This window comes from Streptomyces sp. NPDC036764 (genome assembly GCF_055609385.1).
Genome location: NZ_JBVJPT010000002.1, coordinates 229631 through 246583, shown reverse-complemented (window position 1 = coordinate 246583; position 16953 = coordinate 229631). Strand labels below are relative to the sequence as shown.

The following is a 16953-nucleotide window of genomic DNA, read 5'->3' as shown; positions in this document are numbered from 1 at the left end:
TGTCGCGGGTGCGGCGGCCGCGGTGCGCGGCCGGGATCAGGCCCAGGCCCCAAGCTAACCGATGCGATCGCCGAGCGAGCGGGCCACGGGAGCCTCGGGTCCGGGCGTGTCGGCGGCCGGCAACGGCAGCGCGCGCAGCGTTGCCTCGGCCTTGACCAGCATCTCGTCGTACTCGGCGAGCGGCTGCGAGTCGAGCACGATCGCCCCGCCCGCGCCCACACTCAGCTCCTCGCGCCACCGTACCGCCGTACGGATCACGATGTTGAGATCCGCCGTGCCGGAATAGCCGATGAAGCCGAGGGCGCCCGAGTAGATGCCGCGGGCCTGGTCCTCCAGGGAGTCGATGATCTCCATGGTGCGCAGCTTGGGCGCCCCGGTCATCGACCCGCCGGGGAAGCACGCCTTGACGCAGTCGACGGCGCTCGCGTCCGGGCGCAGGGTGCCGCGCACGGTGGACACCAACTGGTGCACGGTCGTGTACGACTCGGTCGCCATGAACGCCGGCACATGCACGCTGCCGACCTGGCAGATCCGCCCGAGGTCGTTGCGTAGCAGATCGACGATCATCAGGTTCTCGGCACGGGTCTTGGGGTCGGCGGGGAGGGAGGCGCGCAGGGCCTCGTCGAGCGTGGGGTCCGGGTTGCGGCGGGTCGTTCCCTTGATCGGCTTGCTCTCCACGGTCCGGTCGCGGTCGATACGCAGGAAGCGCTCGGGCGAGGAGCAGAAGACGGAGAGTTCGCCGAGGCGCAGCAGGGCCGCGTACGGCGCCGGGTTGAGCCTGCGCAGCCTGCGGTAGTAGGCCAGATCGTCGGCCGGGGCCGGCAGATGCAGGCTGTTGGTCAGGCATATCTCGTAGCTCTCGCCGGCGTGCAACTGGCGCTGGGAGGCCGTGATGTCGGCCAGGTACTGATCGCGGGGCCGGGCGAGCCATCGGGTGACGTCCGGGTCGGCCGAGGCCGGGACCGGCCGCGCGGCCACGGCGTCGGGGAGGGTACGCAGCACCGCTGCCGTGCGGTCCAGCCACTCCTCGGCGAGGGCGGCGTCGGACGGCTCGGCGAGGCCCACCAGATACGTGCGCCCCTCCAGGTGGTCGAAGGCGAGGAAGCGGTGCGCGCGCAGCCACATCGCGTCCGGCGCCGGAGCACGGTGGGCGTTCTTGTCGGCGCCGGTGTCGGCCTTCAACTCGTAGCCGAAGTAGCCGACATAGCCGCCGCACAGGTCGAAGGGGAGGTCCGCCGTGCCGGTGATCTCGCGGCGCAGCCGGCCGTCCAGGACGTCGAAGATGGTGCCGTGCTCCAGGTAGGGGATGCCGCCCGAGGGTTCGACGATCACGGACGCGTCGCCGACGCGGTAGGTGAGCACCTCGCCGTCGGGTCCGTCGGCATCACCCATGAACGAGAAGCGGGACAGGCCGGGTTCCACATGGGCGCTGTCGAGCCAGAACGCCCGGCTGCTGTCGCCGTGCAGAGCGGTGAACGCCGACTCCGCGTCCACGGCCCGTTCCAGGCAGCGCACATGGGCGCGCAGGGCGGGCTTCGGGGAGGGGCCGGTGGCCGTCGCCGGGGCCGCGGGCGGCGGGGCCGGTACGGCGGCTCGGGGCGGCGGCACACGCCGTCCGGGACGGGCCGCGCGCGCCAGTCGCCGGAAGTTCTGCATCAGTTCGGCGCCGTACTCCGTGGAGATCGACTCGGGGTGGAACTGCACGCCCCACCGCGGCAGTTCACGATGGCGCAGCCCCATGATGACGCCGTCCTCGGCCCGTGCCGTCACCTCCAGCTCCGCAGGCAGCGGCTCGGCGACGCACAGCGAGTGGTAGCGCACGGCGGTGAAGCGGTCGGGCAGACCGGCGAAGACATCGCTGCCGTTGTGCTCGACGGTCGTGAGGTGGCCGTGGCGGGGCTCGGGCGCGCCGACCACCCGCGCGCCCGTCAGCAGCCCGATGCCCTGGTGCCCGAGGCAGACCCCGAGGACGGGCATTGCGGTGTGTTCCAGCAGCGCCCGCGAATGCCCGAAGTCCCGTCGTCCCGCCGGATGCCCGGGGCCCGGTGAGATCACCGCCGCGTCGAACGCGTCGACGTCCAGCAGACTCCAGGCCGGGTCGTCGTTGGGTACGACGGTCGGCTCATGGCCGTAGGTCTCGGCCAATAGCTGGAAGAGGTTGTAGGTGTAGGAGTCGTAGTTGTCGATCAGCAGTGTGCGCATGGCCCCTTCAGATGGTCGTAAGCGGTCGCCGGTGGGTGGGTGCGGGTGCCGCCGACGGTCGGACGTGGCTCAGGGCGGGGGCGGCCGGTCAGCCGACGGAGACGGTCGACCAGTCGAAAGGCAGCTCGTCGAGGACGTCCATCTCGCTGCACAGCCGGTGCAGCCCGCTGAAGTCCTGCAACAGCCGCTTGCGCGCGGCCGACGCGGCCACGTCCTGGAGCATCTGCCGCCCGCCCGGCACGTCCGTCAGCTCGACGATCCGGTGCCAGGTCGTGTAGTCGGTCGCCGCGAAGGCCTCCATGCCGTCGGCGAGCGCGGCGAGGAAGAAACGCCGGTGCTCGGGCGTGAGGTGGGCGTAGGCGGCCATGGCGATCTCGGCCGCGATCGATGAGTGGCAGTACTCGTCGCGGTTGTGGAGGTCGGCGGTGACGCGGTTGATGGGCTGGACGGCGTCGTCGTCCGCGACGAGGTCGAGATAGGCGTTGATGGAGATCTCGGCGACCGTCGTGTAGGCGAGCTGGTCCAGTTCGCGCAGGGCGGGTGTCGCCGCGGCGGCCAGGCGCTCCTCGTGCCGGCGGGCCTTGTGGCCGAGCGGCAGTGCGCTGTCGGGCATGGCCCAGCCGCGCCGACGGCGGGTCACCGCACTGGCGTTGAGGTGCATCAGGGTGTGGTACTGCTCGTCCACCATGGCCTGGGTCACGGCCACCGTCATGGACTCGCCGAGCCCGGTCTCGAACGCGTCGGCGGCCATCAGGGCGAAGCCGGGATTGACCACCCGCTGCTCGATGTCCTGGATGTTCTTGTTGAACGCGATCCAGCCCCAGCCGCGCAGCCGCGCCTGCGTCTCGTCGTCGAGCGCGAGATAGGTGGGGTGGTCGCGGAACGGCAGCAGGCTGTCCGGGCAGTCGGGCCGGTCCGGCTCGAACAGGTCGTCCAGGTCCGGCTCCTGGCGCTTGACCGCCGCGCGCCGATGCCAGTTGCCGGACAAACGGCTGATCACGGCGTTCTCGACGGGGTGTGTCGGGTCGTGGGCCGGTAATCCGGGAGGCGCGCCGCTCTGCCCCTGGTGGTCGTCCGTTCGTTCGTCTGAGGAATCAATACTCATGCATACATTGTATGGGTCTATACTCTGGATGGAAGCCCCCACGGCTCGATGAGCCGCTGAGCAGGACTCGATGACGGACCGTCGGACGGATGACCTCGCATGTGGCTGACCCAGATCCTGGACCGCAACCGCCGTTGGCGTGCCGGCCGCACCGCCCTGGTCGACGAGCGGCGCGAAGTGACCTGGAGCGAGCTGGCCGAGCGGGTGGACTCCCTCGCCGGCGCACTGCTCGCGCAGGGCCTGGGACCGGGCGACCGGGTCCTGCTGCCGGCCCCGGAGCGGATCGAGGTGTTCGAGGCGTACTTCGCCCTGGCCCGGATCGGCGCCGTGGCCGTACCGGTCGACTCCGCGGGCCCCGCGCAGGAGACGGCCGCGGTCGCCCGGCGGACGGGCGCGGTGGCCGTCCTCGCCGACCTCGCGAGCCACGCCCGGGTCCACGACCCCGGCCTACCGGTCGCCCTGGACCTCGCCGGGATGTCCGACCTGCCGCCGTACGAGGGCTCTTGGCCGCAGGTGCGCCCCGACGACCCCGTCGCGATCATGCACACCTCGGCGACCACCGGCCGGGCCCGAGCCGTGGTCTGGGACCACCGGAGCCTGATGCAGGTCTGCCTCGCCTGGCTCGCGGCGAGCGGACCGTCCGAGGAGGCGACGCTCGTCAACTGCGCCCCGTTGTTCCACAGCAGCGTCGCCATGTCGTTTACGTACATGGCGGGCGGCGCCCGTATCGTCCTGCCGCCCGCGTCGGCCCCGCAGGGCACGCTGGAGACGGTGACCCGGCATCGGGCCACACACCTCTGGCTCGACCCCGAGACCCTCCGGCACCTGCTCGACGCGGCCCGCACGCGGCCGCAGGACACCGGGAGCCTCCAGGAGATCGTCTACGGCGGGGCCCCGCTGCCCTGGGAGGTCTACCGCGACGCAGCCCGCACCTTCGGCTGCGCCTTCCGGCAGGCGTACGGCGCCGCCGAGGCCGGCGGCCACTTCGCCATGCTCGCCCCGCACGAGCACCCGGACCCGCGCACGCCGCCCGACCGGCACCCCGCCCTCGGCGCGGGCCGGCCCCTGCCCGGCGTCGACGTGCGGATCCGCCGTCCCGACGGCACCGAGGCGGCACCGGAGGAGGACGGCGAGATCTGCGTACGCAGCGACAGCCTGATGCGCGGCTACTGGGCCGATCCGCAGGCCACCGCCGAGGCGACCCGCGGTGGCTGGCTGCACACCGGCGACCTGGGCCGGGCCGACCCGGCTGGCTGTCTCACGCTCGTCGGCCGGCAGACCGACGTGATCACCACCGGCGGGCGCAGTGTGCACCCGGCGGAGATCGAGCGGGTGCTGCTCTCGCACGACGGAGTCGCCGACACCGCCGTCGTGGGCCGGCCCGACCCCGCGCACGGCGAGGTGCCGATCGCGTATGTGGTGCCCGCCCGGGCGGCCCGCCCCACACCCGACGAACTCACCCGGCTGATCGCGGCGGAACTGGCCGGCCACCACAGGCCCGCCGTGATCACCTTCCTGGACACCCTGCCGCGCAACCGCTCCGGCAAGATCCTCAAGACGATCCTGCGGGACATGGCGGACGGACACCCGTGACATGAAGACCACCCCGGATCGCGACGCGCACGAGAAGGAGGGCGATGACCCATGCAGGTGATGACGCAGTCCTCGCTGCACGGCCGCGCCCCGTGGCACCCGGCACGCTGGCGCGGACTGCCGGCCGGCCAACCGCCCGGCTGGCCCTACGACCACCGACTGCGCCAGGCGCACGGCCAACTCGCCGCGCGCACCGCGCTGGTGACCGCCCAGGAGGTGCTGACGCTACGACGCCGGCTCGCCGAAGTGGCGTACGGCCGGGGCATGGTGATCCAGATGGGGGACTGCGCCGAGCTGTTCGCCCCGGCGACCCCGGCGGGCATCGGCCGGACCCTGGACCTGTTCCGGGACGTCTCCCGGATCGTCGAGGAACGGCTCGCGCTGCCCGTGCTCACCGTCGGCCGGATCGCCGGCCAGTTCGCCAAGCCCCGGTCCTCGCCGACCGAGGAGGTCGACGGCGTCCGGCTGCCCGCCTTCCGCGGCTTCCTGGTCAACGACGCTGCACCGGACGCCACCGCCCGCCGCCCCGATCCGCGCCGGATGCTCTGGGGCTACGAACACGCCGCACGCACCTTGTTCCTGCTGCGCCGCGCCGCCGACGAGGGCCTGCCCATGCGCGGGCACTGGGGCGACGGCCTGCCCGCGCTGTGGACCAGCCACGAGGCCCTGGTCCTGGACTACGAGGAGCCGCTGACCCGATGGGACGCCGAGGCGCAGGGCTGGGTACTGACCTCGACCCACCTGCCCTGGACGGGCGAGCGGACCCGTCACCCCGACGGTGCCCATGTGCGCTTCCTGGCCGGGCTGCTGAACCCGGTCGGCTGCAAAGTGGGCCCGGGGATGTCACCCGCTGAGGTCGTACGCCTCGCCGCGACGCTCGACCCCGACCGCAGGCCCGGCCGTCTGGTCCTGATCTCCAGGATGGGGGCGGACCGGATCGAGGACCGCCTGACGCCGCTGGTGGAGGCGGTCCGCGCGGCCGGGCACGCGGCAGTGTGGCTGTGCGACCCGATGCACGGCAACACCGTCCGGGCCGCCACCGGCCACAAGACCCGCCACATGCGGGCGGTGGTCGCCGAGAGCGAGGCATTCGTGCGAGCGGTGTGCCGCGGCGGCGGCCGTCCGGGCGGCCTGCACCTGGAGAGCACCGCCGAATCCGTGACCGAATGCGTCGGAGGCCGTTGCGGGATCTCCGAGAATGATCTGCCGTATGCGTACCGCACCGCATGTGACCCAAGGCTGAATGCCGATCAGACCATGGAAACCGTGGAGCGTTTCGCCGAACAGTTGGCGCGAATCTGACTTCCTGCTCCTCCGTCATTGCCACGCCCCAGCTCACCGTTCCTTCACCCGATCGTCACTTTTCGGGCAAGTGCCAAGTCGGCCAGCGTCGTTGCGTCCACTCCGGGGCGAATCGCCCGGGAGCGCGCGGCCGGATGGAGTACGCTTGTGCGGGGATCGCTGCCGTCAATTGTTTCCAGTTGGACGACAGTTGCTCCATAACGGGGATGATGGGGGCGTGCATGGCCGTACGAAACCCGGTCAATCAAGATTCGATCGAGCCTCGTGACGCAAGTCACCGGATACGACCACCGGACACCGAGGCCACCGACACCGAAACGACAGAGACCCGCCGGATATTAGCCCGCGCCGGGGTGCGGTCCGGTCAGCGAATTCTGGATATCGGCGCGTTGCTGCGTCAGCGGGGTATGACGGACCTGGAATCGAAGGAGTTCCAGGTCGTCGGAGTGCGAGAAGCCGCCGGCGCGGCGGCGCGACCGCACCCGGTGCCGGTCGCGCCGGATCTCGACTTCACCGTGGCGCACCTGGATGAACTCGATCTGCCCGTCGCCTCGTTCGACGTGGTCGTGGCGCTCGACTTCTGGCCCTCCACACCGCTCGCGGTCGCCGCCCGTGGCTGGCGGCGCGTCCTCGGGCCGGAGGGAGGGACGGTGATCGTCACCGGGACCGACCTGCCCGGTGTCCATCGGGCGTCGCGTGAGTGGACGAGCGCGCTGGAGGCGGCCGGTTTCACCGTCGAAGCGGTGGCTAAGGCGCCGGCCGACTCCGGTCACTATGCGGCACTGGCGAGCGCGGTCCGGCTCGGCGGTGAAGGGCTGCGCGCGGCATTGGGTCCGGGAACGGCCGAATCGTATGTGGCGCATGTTCAGAGATTGCACGGCAGTACACGTCACGAGTCGGCGGAATGCTTCGAGATCGTGGCCCGGAGCGCGGCCTTTCGGTCACACCCATAGCGCCGGATCGCGATGGTGGTCGGGTGGCGAGGGGATGTGGTCCCATGCAATGATTGCGCGTACCTTTACGAGTACATTAGGTAGTTGTACCGTTGTTGGTTGCCGCGAGCTGCTCCTCCGGCGTCAGGAGGGTAGTAGCGATGAGTCAGAGCGCATCGGAGCGACAGGCCACCCAGACAGAGCAGGGTGCCTGGAACAAGCTCGTCGCCTTCCACACCCAGGTTTCCGAGCTGGTCGAGAAGGCACTTCAGGACAGGTTCGGACTGTCGCTGAGCGAGTACACCGCGCTGGAGGCCCTCGCCGCGGTCTCCGGCAGCGGCCGGCCGGGGCTGCGGATGCAGGCGCTGGCCGAGGCGGTCGGCATGAACCAGAGCTCCGTCAGCCGCCTGGTCACCCGTCTGGAGCGACAGGATCTCGTCGAGCGCATTCACTACGAGAAGGACAGGCGGGGTGTGTTCACGGCCATCACCGCGTCCGGCCGAGAGACCCTGGAAGCCGCCGTTCCGGCCTATCTCCAGACCCTCGCCGCCGCCTTCGACCGGGCGAACGCCGACCCGGACCTGCGGGAAATGGTGAAGCGCATCGGCAGTTAACCTGCCGTTTGAATTCAGGTACGTACAAGCCGGTCCATCCAACTTCGCCGTGCGTGTTCGGCCGAATTTCCGCGTCTGCGTCACGGAGCTTCTGCGGCCTTCTCACTCCACCACTAGTATTTCCAAGCGACGTGAATGAGCCGTCGGCACCCATGTGCCCATGGCCACCTGCACAGTTCTCTACGGGAGTTGGTCGCATGACCACGGCAGAAATCGTCGAGCGGTACTACGACGCCTGGATCAACCGTGACGGAGACATGAGCGACGTTCCGCTCGCGGACGACTTCGTCTTCGTCGGTCCGGTGGGCAACTTTGATTCCGCTGACGGCTTCCGCGCGATGGCCGGGCAATTCGGTCCGGCCGCCACCGATTTCACCGTCCGCCACCGATTCGTAGACGGGGACCGGGCCTGCGCCTTCGTTTCCTGGAACCTGACCGCCGTACCCGGCACCATGACGGCCGCCGAACTGCTCGAAGTCCGGGACGGCGCCCTCGTCCGCGCCGAGGTGATCTACGACGCGGAGGAACTCCGCAAGGCCGCGGCGGCCGGCCGCGTCTGACCCTAGCCACTCGCCGGGCGTCGGGAGGGATCAGATCCAGCCTTGCTCCCACGCCCGGTGCGCGGCCGCATGGCGAGTCGGCGCACCCAGCTTGGACATGGCCGCGGAGAGATAGTTGCGGACCGTGCCGGGAGCCAGATGGACCTCGGAGGCGATGCCGGCGATCGACGCGCCCGTGCGAGCGGCCCGCAGCACTTCCAGTTCGCGCTCGGTGAGCGGGCAGTCGTCCTCGGTCAGCGCGGAGGCGGCGATGTCCGGATCCACGTAACGGCGGCCGGCGGCGACGTCACGGATGATCTCCGCCAGTTTGGCGGCCGGCGTCGTCTTCGGAACGAAGCCGCGTACGCCCGCGGCCAGGGCCCGGCGCAGTACGGCGGGTCTGGCGTGTCGGGTGACCAGGACGACCTGGGTGGGCAGCCCGGCCCGGATCTCCTCGGCGGCGCGCAGCCCGTCGGTGGGCGGCATCTCAAGGTCGAGGACGGCGATGTCGGGGCGGTGCTCGCGAGCCAGCCGTACCGCGTCCGTGGACGTGGACGCCTCGGCCACCACCGAGAGATCGGGCTCCAGCGCGAGCAGGGCGGCCAGAGCGCTGCGCAGCAGGTCCTCGTCGTCGGCGATCAACAGGCGGATCGTCGGGTGGGCCGTGGAGTTGGCCATGGAGTGGGTCATCGGGCGGCTCCATCCGCGTGGCCCGGTGAGTCCGGCGTTCGCGGCGACCCGAGGACCCCCGGCCGTCGGCGCCGGTTGTCCCGGCCGTCCGGCGCGGAGGGTGAATGCGTCGGCAGCGCGGCCGTGACGACGAAGCGGTCGCCGTCCCGCTGCCAGGTCAGCTCCCCGCCCGCCGCCTCCAGGCGCTCGGCGAGGCCGCGCAGTCCCGTCCCGTCCGACCCGCCCGGGTGCTCCTCGACCCCGTCGTTGCTGACCCGCAGCCGGGCGAAGCCGTCCGCGACGCGGTATTCGACCTCGGCGTGCGCGGCCCGGCTGTGCCGCAGGACGTTCGTCGTGGCCTCCCGCATCACCAGCCCGAAAAGATGCCGGGCGGGGTCCGTGAGGCCCATGGGCACGGCACCCGGGGCCGGCGTCATCCGTGCGTCGATTCCGGCGGCGGCCAGCACCCGGGTCGCGTTGGCGAACTCGTCGTCCAGCGTGGTGCGCCGGTAGCCCTGCACCACGGCACGGGTGTCGCCGAGTGCGTCCGCCGCGAGGCGCCGTATGTCCTTCAGCTCCACGGCCGCGCGCGCCGGGTCCACCTCCACCAGACGCTCCGCCAACTCGCCCTTCAGAGCGATCACCTGAAGGTGATGACCCTGGATGTCGTGCAGGTCGGCGGCGAACCGCTGCCGTTCTTCCCTGACCGCCAGCTCCGCCTCCAGATGCCGCGCCTCGTCCAGCCTCCGCGCGGTGTCCCAGGCCCACAGGGGACCGAGCGTCACCCAGACCGTGAACGCGATCAGCCCTGGCGGGAAAAGCGCGGCGTAGGCCAACTCGCCGTCCCCCGCAGCCAGGCTGACGACGCCCCCGGGCAGCAGCGCGAGGGCCACGGCGGCCACGACGAGCGGGCGCCTGCGGCGCGCCGGGAGGTAGGTCGCAAAGATCGCCACCACCACGGCAGGCGCGACCGGCCACAGCCCGTAGTTCCGCCGGACCAGGGGAGCGGCGGCGAGGACGACTCCCGCTGCCACCGCGGCGAGAAGCCATGCCTTGGGCGGCCGCACGGGACCGTCGGACACCGGTAGCAGTGCCAGCCGGCGGCTCAGCAGGACGACACTCGCGCCCACCTCGACCGCCAGCGCGGCGGCGGCCGGGACGCGGGCCCACAGCGGGACGTCGCCGTCGAGAACCCACTCGCCCACGAAGAGGGCCAGGACGCACGCGGTCATTCCCGGCACGGTCCACCAGGTGTAGCGACGCAGGCCCGTCAGCCCCGCCGCTCGCTCGATCGCCCCGTCCCCCACCCGGTCATTGTGGCCCACACCGGATGACAAATGTCATCCGAGGACGTGACAACGCCACGCGTCCGCATGGGGGTTCGGCACTACTGACGCGCCCGGCGACGGCACAGGCTGTGGCCAGGTGAGTTTCCGCGCGAACTCGCCTACGTCCTTTGCGACTTCACGAACCCGGAGGCTCCCCATGTCCATCCCAGCACCGCACGCGACGGCTGACGGCCCGCATCCGGCGGCCGGGCTCAAACGGCGTTGGCCGACCGCGCTGGCCGTCGCCGTCGTCGCCCTCAATGTGGCCGCATCCGGCTCGCAGGACCTGGCCGACGCCGTCGGCGGCTTCGGGGAGACACTCCCGCTGCTGCCCCTGATCTATCTGATGGTGAATCAGCTCGGGGAACGCCGGCTCACCTGGCCGGTGCTCGGAGCCGGCCTGGTGGCCGTGTTCGGCCTCGCCGCGCAGGACGCCGTGGCCGCGTCGACGGTCCTCGTCGGCCTCGCCGCGGTCCTCCTGATGTGGGGCACCGTCCGTGGAGCACCGCACGGGCGGGCGGGCTTCGGCGTCCAGGCCGGCGGCGCGGTCCTCTTCTGCGGGCTGGCACTGGCCGGACTGGCCGTGGATCCGGATCTGGGCCGCTACCTGGTGGCGGCGGGCTGGTTCCTGCACGGCGTCTGGGACTTCGTGCACCTGTGGCGCGACAAGGTCGTCTCCCGCACGTTCGCCGAGTGGTGCGGCGTCATCGACGTACTCGTCGCCGCCCAACTGCTGTTTCTGGTCTAGCCGGGCGCAGAAACGGCCGAGAAACGCCGCGGCGGGCCCGTAACCGGGTCCCGCCACGTACGTTGCCACCAGTGGTCTCTCCCGTCCGATCCGCCAACTCCGCGCACTGGGAGCTCCCTTGGACACCGAAGACACCTCCGGCGCCCTCCGTTTCGGCCCGCTCTCCCGCCGCAGATTCCTTCAGGCCACCGCCACGGCCACCGCGCTCACCACCGTCGGTACCCCGGCCGTGGCCGCCGCCTCCGGTCCGACCACCCTCTCCTTCACCGCCGCCACGGGCGGATCCGCCACCCTCGCCCCCTCCGGTGACCGGCTCGTCGCCGAGGTCCAGAACGTGCTGTGGTCCGTCCCGCGGCAGGGCGGCACCGCCGTGCCGCTCACCTCGCCCGGCCTCGAACCCACCCGCCCGCACTTCTCGCCCGACGGCAGCCTGCTCGTCGTCTGTGCCTACCGCAGCGGAGGCTTCCACCTCTGGACGCTGCGGCCGGACGGCTCCGGGCTGCGGCAGCTCACCGACGGGCCGTGGGACGACCGCGGCCCGGCCTGGTCGCCGGACGGCACCCGGATCGCGTTCGCCTCCGAGCGCGGCGGCGACACCGTGACCGGCGCCCCGTACCGCGTCTGGGTCGTGGACGTGCGCACCGGCGGGCTGACCCGGCTCACCGGGCGCACCGACCAGCAGGGACCCGGGCAGGACACCCGCTGGGAGGACTTCGACCCGGCCTGGTCGCCGGACGGCGAGCGGGTCCTCTTCGTGCGGGCCGGTGTCAGCGCCACGGGCACCCTGCGCGCGACCACGATCGCGTCGGTCGCCGCCGACGGCACGGGCCCGGTCACCACCGAGCACACCGACGACTCCGGGGCCCAGCTCATGACCCCCGCCGTCTCCCCGGCCGGCCGCCTGGCGTACCTGCGCACCACCGCCTCACCCGCGGCGTCCTGCACCCTCGTCGTCGACGGCGAACCGGTCGCCGTGCAGGGCGACCTCCTGCCCGCGCCGCCCCGCTGGACGCACGACGAGCGGCTGCTCCTCACCGTCGACGGCAACTTCCGCCTGGTCGACCCGGACACGCCGGGCGACGGCGAGGTGGTCCCGTTCACCGCCACGCTGCCCGTGGACCGGCCCCGCTACCGCGGCAAGACCTACGACTTCGAGGGCACCGGCACCCGCCCCGTCCGCGCCCTGCACCTGCCCGCCCTGTCACCGGACGGCCGCAGCGTCGCGTTCGCCGCGCTCAACGCGCTGTGGACCACCGGGACGACGGGTGGCCGCACGCCCCGCAAGGTGCTGCAAGTCCCGCCCACCCGCTATGTGCTGGCGCCGGTCTGGACGCCCGACGGCACCGGGCTGGTGTACGCCGACGACCGCGACGGGCTGTTCGCCGTACGGCGCCGCGACCTCGGCTCCGGCGAGGAGACGGTGCTCGCCGAGGGCGGCCGTGTCTTCCCCGCTCTGTCGCCCGACGGGACGCGGCTGGCATGCCTGGACATGTCCGGCAACCTCGTGGTGCGCGACCTGCCCGACGGCGCCGAACAGGTTCTCGCCGCCCCGCTCGGCGGGGGCGGGATGCCCGGCCGGCCCACCTGGTCGCCCGACGGCCGGTATGTGGCCCTGTGTGACCGCAACCGCCTCAACCAGCGCTTCCGGGAGGGCTACAACCTCATCCGCGTCGTCGACACGACCGACCGGGCCGCCGCCCTGCACGCCTTCGCCCCGCACACCTCGCTCTCCGACCGCTACGACTCCGGCCCCGTCTGGTCCCCGGACGGCCGCTGGATGGCCGTCGTCGTGGAGTCGGCGCTGTGGCTGCTGCCGGTCCGCGCCGACGGCACCCCGGACGGCGACCCGCGCCGGCTCACCACCGAACCCGCCGACCACCCGTCCTGGTCCGCCGACGCCCGCACCCTGCTCCACCTCTCGGCGGGCCGCCTGCGCCTGCTCGATGTCGGCAGCGGCAGGACCCGTACCGTCCGCGTCCCGCTGGACTACCGCCGGCCCCGTCCGGCCGACACCGTCGTGCACGCGGGCCGCTTCTGGGACGGCACAGGCACGCAGGTCCGCGAGGACATCGATGTCGTGATCCGTGACGGCAGGGTCACCGAGGTCTCCCCGCACCGCACCGGCCGTTCGGCCGCGCGCCGCGTCGACGCGAGCGAGCGCACGGTGATCCCGGGACTGTGGGACGCGCACACCCACCCCTGGCAGACCACCTACGGCGGCCGGCAGACCGCGCTCCAGCTCGCGTACGGCATCACGACGGCCGTCTCGCTGGGCGGCTTCGCCTACGAGCAGGCCCGCATCCGGGAGGCCGTCGCCGCCGGCGAGCTCGCCGGGCCCCGGCTGCTGGCCACCGGCGAACTCCTCGACGGGGCGCGCGTCGCCTACAGCATGGGCCGCGCCCACCGCACCCGCGAGGGCCTGCGCCGCACGCTGGCGCGCGCGGAGGCACTGGACTGGGATTTCGTGAAGACCTACGTCCGCGCCCCCGGCTGGGTGATGAAGGAGGCCGCGGACTTCGGGCACGAGCGGCTCGGTGTGCGCAGCGGCAGCCATCTGTGCACACCGGGTGTGCAGCTCGGGCAGGATCTGACCACGCATCTGCAGGCCACCCAGCGGCTGGAGTTCGGGCACGCGACCTCCGCGTCCGGGCGTTCCTTCCAGGACGTGAAGGAGATCTACACCGCCGCCGGCTTCCACCTCGTCGCGACCCCGTTCACGGCACTGGCCCTCCTCGGCGCCGACCCCGCGCTCGCCGAGGACCCGCGGGTCACCGCGCTCATGCCGCCGTGGGACACCGCGCTCGTGCGCGAACAGGCCGGGCATGCGCCCACCGACGCCCAACTGGCCACGCTGGGGCGGGAGATGGACGTCTACCGGGGGATCCTTGCCGGTGGCGGGCTGATCGCGCTCGGCACGGACCAGCCGATCGTCCCGGTCGGACTGCACCTGCACCTGGCCCTGCGGGCCCTGCATCGCGCCGGTCTCTCACCCGCGCAGGCGCTGCGCACCGCGACTCTGCTGCCCGCGCGGGTCTTCGGCGCAGACGCCGACCTCGGCACGCTGGAGGAGGGCAAGCTGGCCGACCTCACGGTCGTGGACGGCGATCCGTTCACCGACTTCGCCACCCTGATCCGTACGGCGGCGGTCCTGCGCGGCGGAGTGCTCTTCGAGCAGTCGGACCTGGTCGACGCCTTCGGTGCCGGCACCGGGCGACATGTGAAGGAGAAGTGGCTGGAGGTGAGCCGCCGTATGCGCCGCGAGGGGTGCTGTGAACCGTGACCGGTGGCCCCTGACCGGGGCACCGCTCTCACACACTTCCTGAGACATCTGCGCAGGAGTATCACTCAGGCTGCACACAGCCTGTCGAAAGCCTCGTTAGCGTTCTGGCCGTTCGATCTCGAGTACGAACGCGACCAGGCCGCGGCCGAGCAGGGCCGATGGCGCAGTCAAGCCAGAAAGACCGCAGATGGACTACTGCTCCTCGTGCCGTCGGCACCTCAACGGGGCCCTCGTGTGCCCCGGGTGCGGCGCCTACGCCCCGGACATCGCTCCCTCCGCGGCAGGAGGTCCCGCCGCCTCGGCGGTGCCGGGCCCGGCGGCGGGCGCCATGACGGCGTGGGGGAGCCCCGCGGCCGACAACTGGTACGACGGCTACTTCCGTGACGAGACAACGCCGCCGGCCGAGCCGGACGCGACCGCGTCTGATGCCGCGGACACCGACGTGGAAGGCGCCGAAGGCGCACTCGCCGCCCCGCAGGGCCGGGCGGCCCGGCGCCGTCAGCGGGCCCGCTGGAAGAAGAACCAGCGCCGGGCCGTCGTCGCGACCGCGGTGGCCCTGGTCGGCGGCGGGCTGACCGTCGTGTCGATGGACCGGGGGACCGGCGACAAGGCCCAGGCGGCCACCGCGCCGGAGCGGCCGGAGGTGGGGCTTCCGGAGCAGCAGCACACGGAGCTCACCCGCCCCGCGTCCACTGCGCCGGACACGCACAAGGCCCCGCGCAGCGACACGCCCACCTCGAAGCCGTCCCCGACGAACGTCGCGCGCGAGTCCGTGGCCACGTCCCACACCACCCGGCAGTTCACCCGACCGGACGCCGCCGCCACCCCGAGTGCCACGGCGACCACGGTCCCGCAGACGCAGACCGTCGCCCCGCCCTCCGGCGCAGACGCGGGCGGCAGCGGCGGCTCGTCCGCCGACCAGCAGACGCCGGCCCCGGCCCCCACGGACGGCGCGGACTCCGGAGCGACCCCGGCGCCGAGCAACCCGGCACCGCAGGAGACCACGCCGGCGCAGCTCTGCGTGCTCAACGTCCTCTGCCTCGGCTGACCCGCACCGGGAACCGTCCCGACCGGCGCGGCGCGCACCACCTGAGATCACCGTCACCCTCCCGCATCGCCACACGACCTCGTGGATGCGGTCATGCTGGAAGAAGCCGGACACCGTCCCGAGACGGAGTCCGGCCCCGGCAGAGCAGGACGCAACCCTCAGGAAGGAACTCCCATGGTCGAGCAGGACGAGCGCTTCGATGTCGTGGTACTCGGAGCCGGCCCCGGCGGCTACGTCGCCGCCATCCGCGCCGCCCAGCTCGGCAAGCGCGTCGCGGTCGTGGAGGAGAAGTACTGGGGCGGCGTCTGTCTGAACGTGGGCTGCATCCCCAGCAAGGCACTGCTGCGCAACGCCGAACTGGCGCACATCTTCACCCGCGAGGCGAAGACCTTCGGCATCAAGGTGGACGGGACGGTCTCCTTCGACTTCGGCGAGGCGTTCCGCCGTAGCCGCAAGGTCGCGGACGGCCGGGTCAAGGGCGTCCACTACCTGATGAAGAAGAACAAGATCACCGAGATCGACGGCCGCGGCACCTTCCTCGACCCGCACACCCTCCAGGTGGCGGGCTACGACGGCGAGACCCGCACCATCGGCTTCGAGCAGTGCATCATCGCCACCGGCGCCTCGCCGAAGCTGCTGCCCGGCACCCGGCGCAGCGCACGCGTGGTGACGTTCGAGGAGCAGATCCTGGCCGAGGAGCTGCCGCGGTCGATCGTCATCGCGGGTGCCGGCGCGATCGGCGTCGAGTTCGCCTATGTGCTCCACAACTACGGCGTGAAGGTGACGATCGTAGAGTTCCTGGACCGGATGGCCCCGCTGGAGGACGCCGAGGTCTCCGCCGAACTCGCCAAGCAGTACCGCAAGTTGGGCATCGACGTGCTGACCTCCACCCGCGTCGACGCCGTCGACGAGTCCGGCGAGCAGGTGCGCGTCACAGTCACCGGCAAGGACGGCGCCCAGCAGGTCCTGGAGGCCGACAAGGTGCTCCAGGCGATCGGCTTCCAGCCGAACATCGAGGGCTACGGCCTGGACAAGACCGGCGTGAACGTCACCGAACGCGGCGCGATCGACGTCGACGGCCGCTGCCGTACCTCGGTCCCGCACATCTTCGCCATCGGCGACGTCACGGCGAAGCTGATGCTCGCGCACGCCGCCGAGGCGATGGGCATCATCGCCGCCGAGACCATCGCGGACGCCGAGACGATGGAGCTGGACTACGTGATGATCCCGCGGGCCACCTACTGCCAGCCGCAGATCGCCAGCTTCGGCTACACCGAGGCGCAGGCCCGCGAGCTCGGCCACGACGTCAAGGTGGCCAAGTTCCCCTTCACCGCGAACGGCAAGTCGCACGGCCTCGGCGACGCGACCGGCTTCGTGAAGCTGATCAGCGACGCCAAGTACGGCGAACTCCTCGGCGGCCACCTCATCGGCCCGGACGTCACCGAGCTGCTGCCGGAACTGACCCTGGCCCAGCAGTGGGACCTGACCGTCCACGAGGTCGCCCGCAACGTCCACGCCCACCCCACCCTCGGCGAGGCGGTCAAGGAAGCGGTGCACGGCCTCGCCGGACACATGATCAACTTCTGAGGTCCG

General features: G+C 72.0%; 13 protein-coding genes. 9 read left to right on the top strand and 4 right to left on the bottom strand.

What is annotated here, in order from left to right; genetic code table 11:
* Nucleotides 1-54 precede the first annotated feature (54 nt).
* Together pabB and ACZ69Q_RS12630 are read right to left on the bottom strand one after the other, a co-directional pair.
* Nucleotides 55-2202 carry an aminodeoxychorismate synthase component I gene (gene pabB / locus ACZ69Q_RS12635; RefSeq protein WP_471040784.1) on the bottom strand — a complete coding sequence of 716 codons (2148 nt, stop codon included), beginning with the start codon at nt 2200-2202 and terminating at the stop codon, nt 55-57.
* A gap of 88 nt (nt 2203-2290) precedes the next feature.
* Nucleotides 2291-3307 (bottom strand): AurF N-oxygenase family protein, encoded by a 1017-nt coding sequence (locus tag ACZ69Q_RS12630; protein WP_471040782.1) that lies wholly within the window; start codon nt 3305-3307, stop codon nt 2291-2293.
* A 99-nt stretch (nt 3308-3406) separates the two neighbouring features.
* Here ACZ69Q_RS12630 and ACZ69Q_RS12625 point away from each other — a divergent pair, with 99 nt between their 5' ends.
* The 5 genes from ACZ69Q_RS12625 (at nt 3407) to ACZ69Q_RS12605 (ending at nt 8308) form a co-directional block, all read left to right on the top strand.
* Entirely contained in the window at nt 3407-4900 is a 1494-nt protein-coding gene (locus ACZ69Q_RS12625; RefSeq protein ID WP_471040779.1) for a class I adenylate-forming enzyme family protein, read from the top strand.
* A 51-nt stretch (nt 4901-4951) separates the two neighbouring features.
* A complete protein-coding gene (locus ACZ69Q_RS12620) occupies nt 4952-6202 on the top strand; it encodes a 3-deoxy-7-phosphoheptulonate synthase (protein WP_471040776.1) in 1251 nt (416 codons plus the stop codon).
* Between the two features lie 221 nt (nt 6203-6423).
* Nucleotides 6424-7155 (top strand): class I SAM-dependent methyltransferase, encoded by a 732-nt coding sequence (locus ACZ69Q_RS12615; protein ID WP_471040774.1) that lies wholly within the window; start codon nt 6424-6426, stop codon nt 7153-7155.
* Nucleotides 7156-7295: 140 nt separating this feature from the next.
* Nucleotides 7296-7748 (top strand): MarR family winged helix-turn-helix transcriptional regulator, encoded by a 453-nt coding sequence (locus ACZ69Q_RS12610; RefSeq protein ID WP_471040771.1) that lies wholly within the window; start codon nt 7296-7298, stop codon nt 7746-7748.
* A 197-nt stretch (nt 7749-7945) separates the two neighbouring features.
* The gene (locus tag ACZ69Q_RS12605; RefSeq protein ID WP_471040768.1) at nt 7946-8308 is read left to right on the top strand and encodes a nuclear transport factor 2 family protein; all 363 of its coding nucleotides are present in this window, start codon (nt 7946-7948) and stop codon (nt 8306-8308) included.
* Nucleotides 8309-8338: 30 nt separating this feature from the next.
* Here the strand turns inward: ACZ69Q_RS12605 and ACZ69Q_RS12600 are convergent, their stop codons facing one another.
* Both ACZ69Q_RS12600 and ACZ69Q_RS12595 read right to left on the bottom strand, forming a co-directional pair.
* Nucleotides 8339-8977: a response regulator transcription factor gene (locus ACZ69Q_RS12600; RefSeq protein WP_471040765.1), complete on the bottom strand. Its 639-nt coding sequence runs from the start codon at nt 8975-8977 to the stop codon at nt 8339-8341.
* Nucleotides 8974-10263, bottom strand: coding sequence for a sensor histidine kinase (locus ACZ69Q_RS12595; protein ID WP_471040762.1), 1290 nt, complete (start codon nt 10261-10263; stop codon nt 8974-8976). The genes ACZ69Q_RS12600 and ACZ69Q_RS12595 overlap by 4 nt, the downstream gene beginning before the upstream one ends.
* Nucleotides 10264-10441: 178 nt before the next feature.
* On the opposite strand from ACZ69Q_RS12595, the gene ACZ69Q_RS12590 reads away from it, so the two are divergent.
* The 4 genes from ACZ69Q_RS12590 to lpdA all read left to right on the top strand — a co-directional run bounded on the left by ACZ69Q_RS12590 (nt 10442) and on the right by lpdA (nt 16947).
* Nucleotides 10442-11032, top strand: coding sequence for a hypothetical protein (locus tag ACZ69Q_RS12590; protein ID WP_471040759.1), 591 nt, complete (start codon nt 10442-10444; stop codon nt 11030-11032).
* A gap of 118 nt (nt 11033-11150) precedes the next feature.
* Nucleotides 11151-14312: an amidohydrolase family protein gene (locus ACZ69Q_RS12585; RefSeq protein ID WP_471040756.1), complete on the top strand. Its 3162-nt coding sequence runs from the start codon at nt 11151-11153 to the stop codon at nt 14310-14312.
* A 187-nt stretch (nt 14313-14499) separates the two neighbouring features.
* On the top strand, nt 14500-15360 hold the full coding sequence (locus tag ACZ69Q_RS12580) for an SCO2400 family protein (RefSeq protein ID WP_471040752.1): 861 nt from the start codon (nt 14500-14502) through the stop codon (nt 15358-15360).
* Between the two features lie 174 nt (nt 15361-15534).
* Entirely contained in the window at nt 15535-16947 is a 1413-nt protein-coding gene (gene lpdA, locus ACZ69Q_RS12575) for a dihydrolipoyl dehydrogenase (RefSeq protein ID WP_471040749.1), read from the top strand.
* Nucleotides 16948-16953: the final 6 nt, after the last annotated feature.

Coding starts and splice junctions, on each gene's coding strand:
- pabB (WP_471040784.1), bottom strand. CDS start 2,202: ATGCGCACACTGCTGATCGACAACTACGACTCCTACACCTACAACCTC.
- ACZ69Q_RS12630 (WP_471040782.1), bottom strand. CDS start 3,307: ATGAGTATTGATTCCTCAGACGAACGAACGGACGACCACCAGGGGCAG.
- ACZ69Q_RS12625 (WP_471040779.1), top strand. CDS start 3,407: ATGTGGCTGACCCAGATCCTGGACCGCAACCGCCGTTGGCGTGCCGGC.
- ACZ69Q_RS12620 (WP_471040776.1), top strand. CDS start 4,952: ATGCAGGTGATGACGCAGTCCTCGCTGCACGGCCGCGCCCCGTGGCAC.
- ACZ69Q_RS12615 (WP_471040774.1), top strand. CDS start 6,424: ATGGCCGTACGAAACCCGGTCAATCAAGATTCGATCGAGCCTCGTGAC.
- ACZ69Q_RS12610 (WP_471040771.1), top strand. CDS start 7,296: ATGAGTCAGAGCGCATCGGAGCGACAGGCCACCCAGACAGAGCAGGGT.
- ACZ69Q_RS12605 (WP_471040768.1), top strand. CDS start 7,946: ATGACCACGGCAGAAATCGTCGAGCGGTACTACGACGCCTGGATCAAC.
- ACZ69Q_RS12600 (WP_471040765.1), bottom strand. CDS start 8,977: ATGACCCACTCCATGGCCAACTCCACGGCCCACCCGACGATCCGCCTG.
- ACZ69Q_RS12590 (WP_471040759.1), top strand. CDS start 10,442: ATGTCCATCCCAGCACCGCACGCGACGGCTGACGGCCCGCATCCGGCG.
- ACZ69Q_RS12580 (WP_471040752.1), top strand. CDS start 14,500: ATGGACTACTGCTCCTCGTGCCGTCGGCACCTCAACGGGGCCCTCGTG.
- lpdA (WP_471040749.1), top strand. CDS start 15,535: ATGGTCGAGCAGGACGAGCGCTTCGATGTCGTGGTACTCGGAGCCGGC.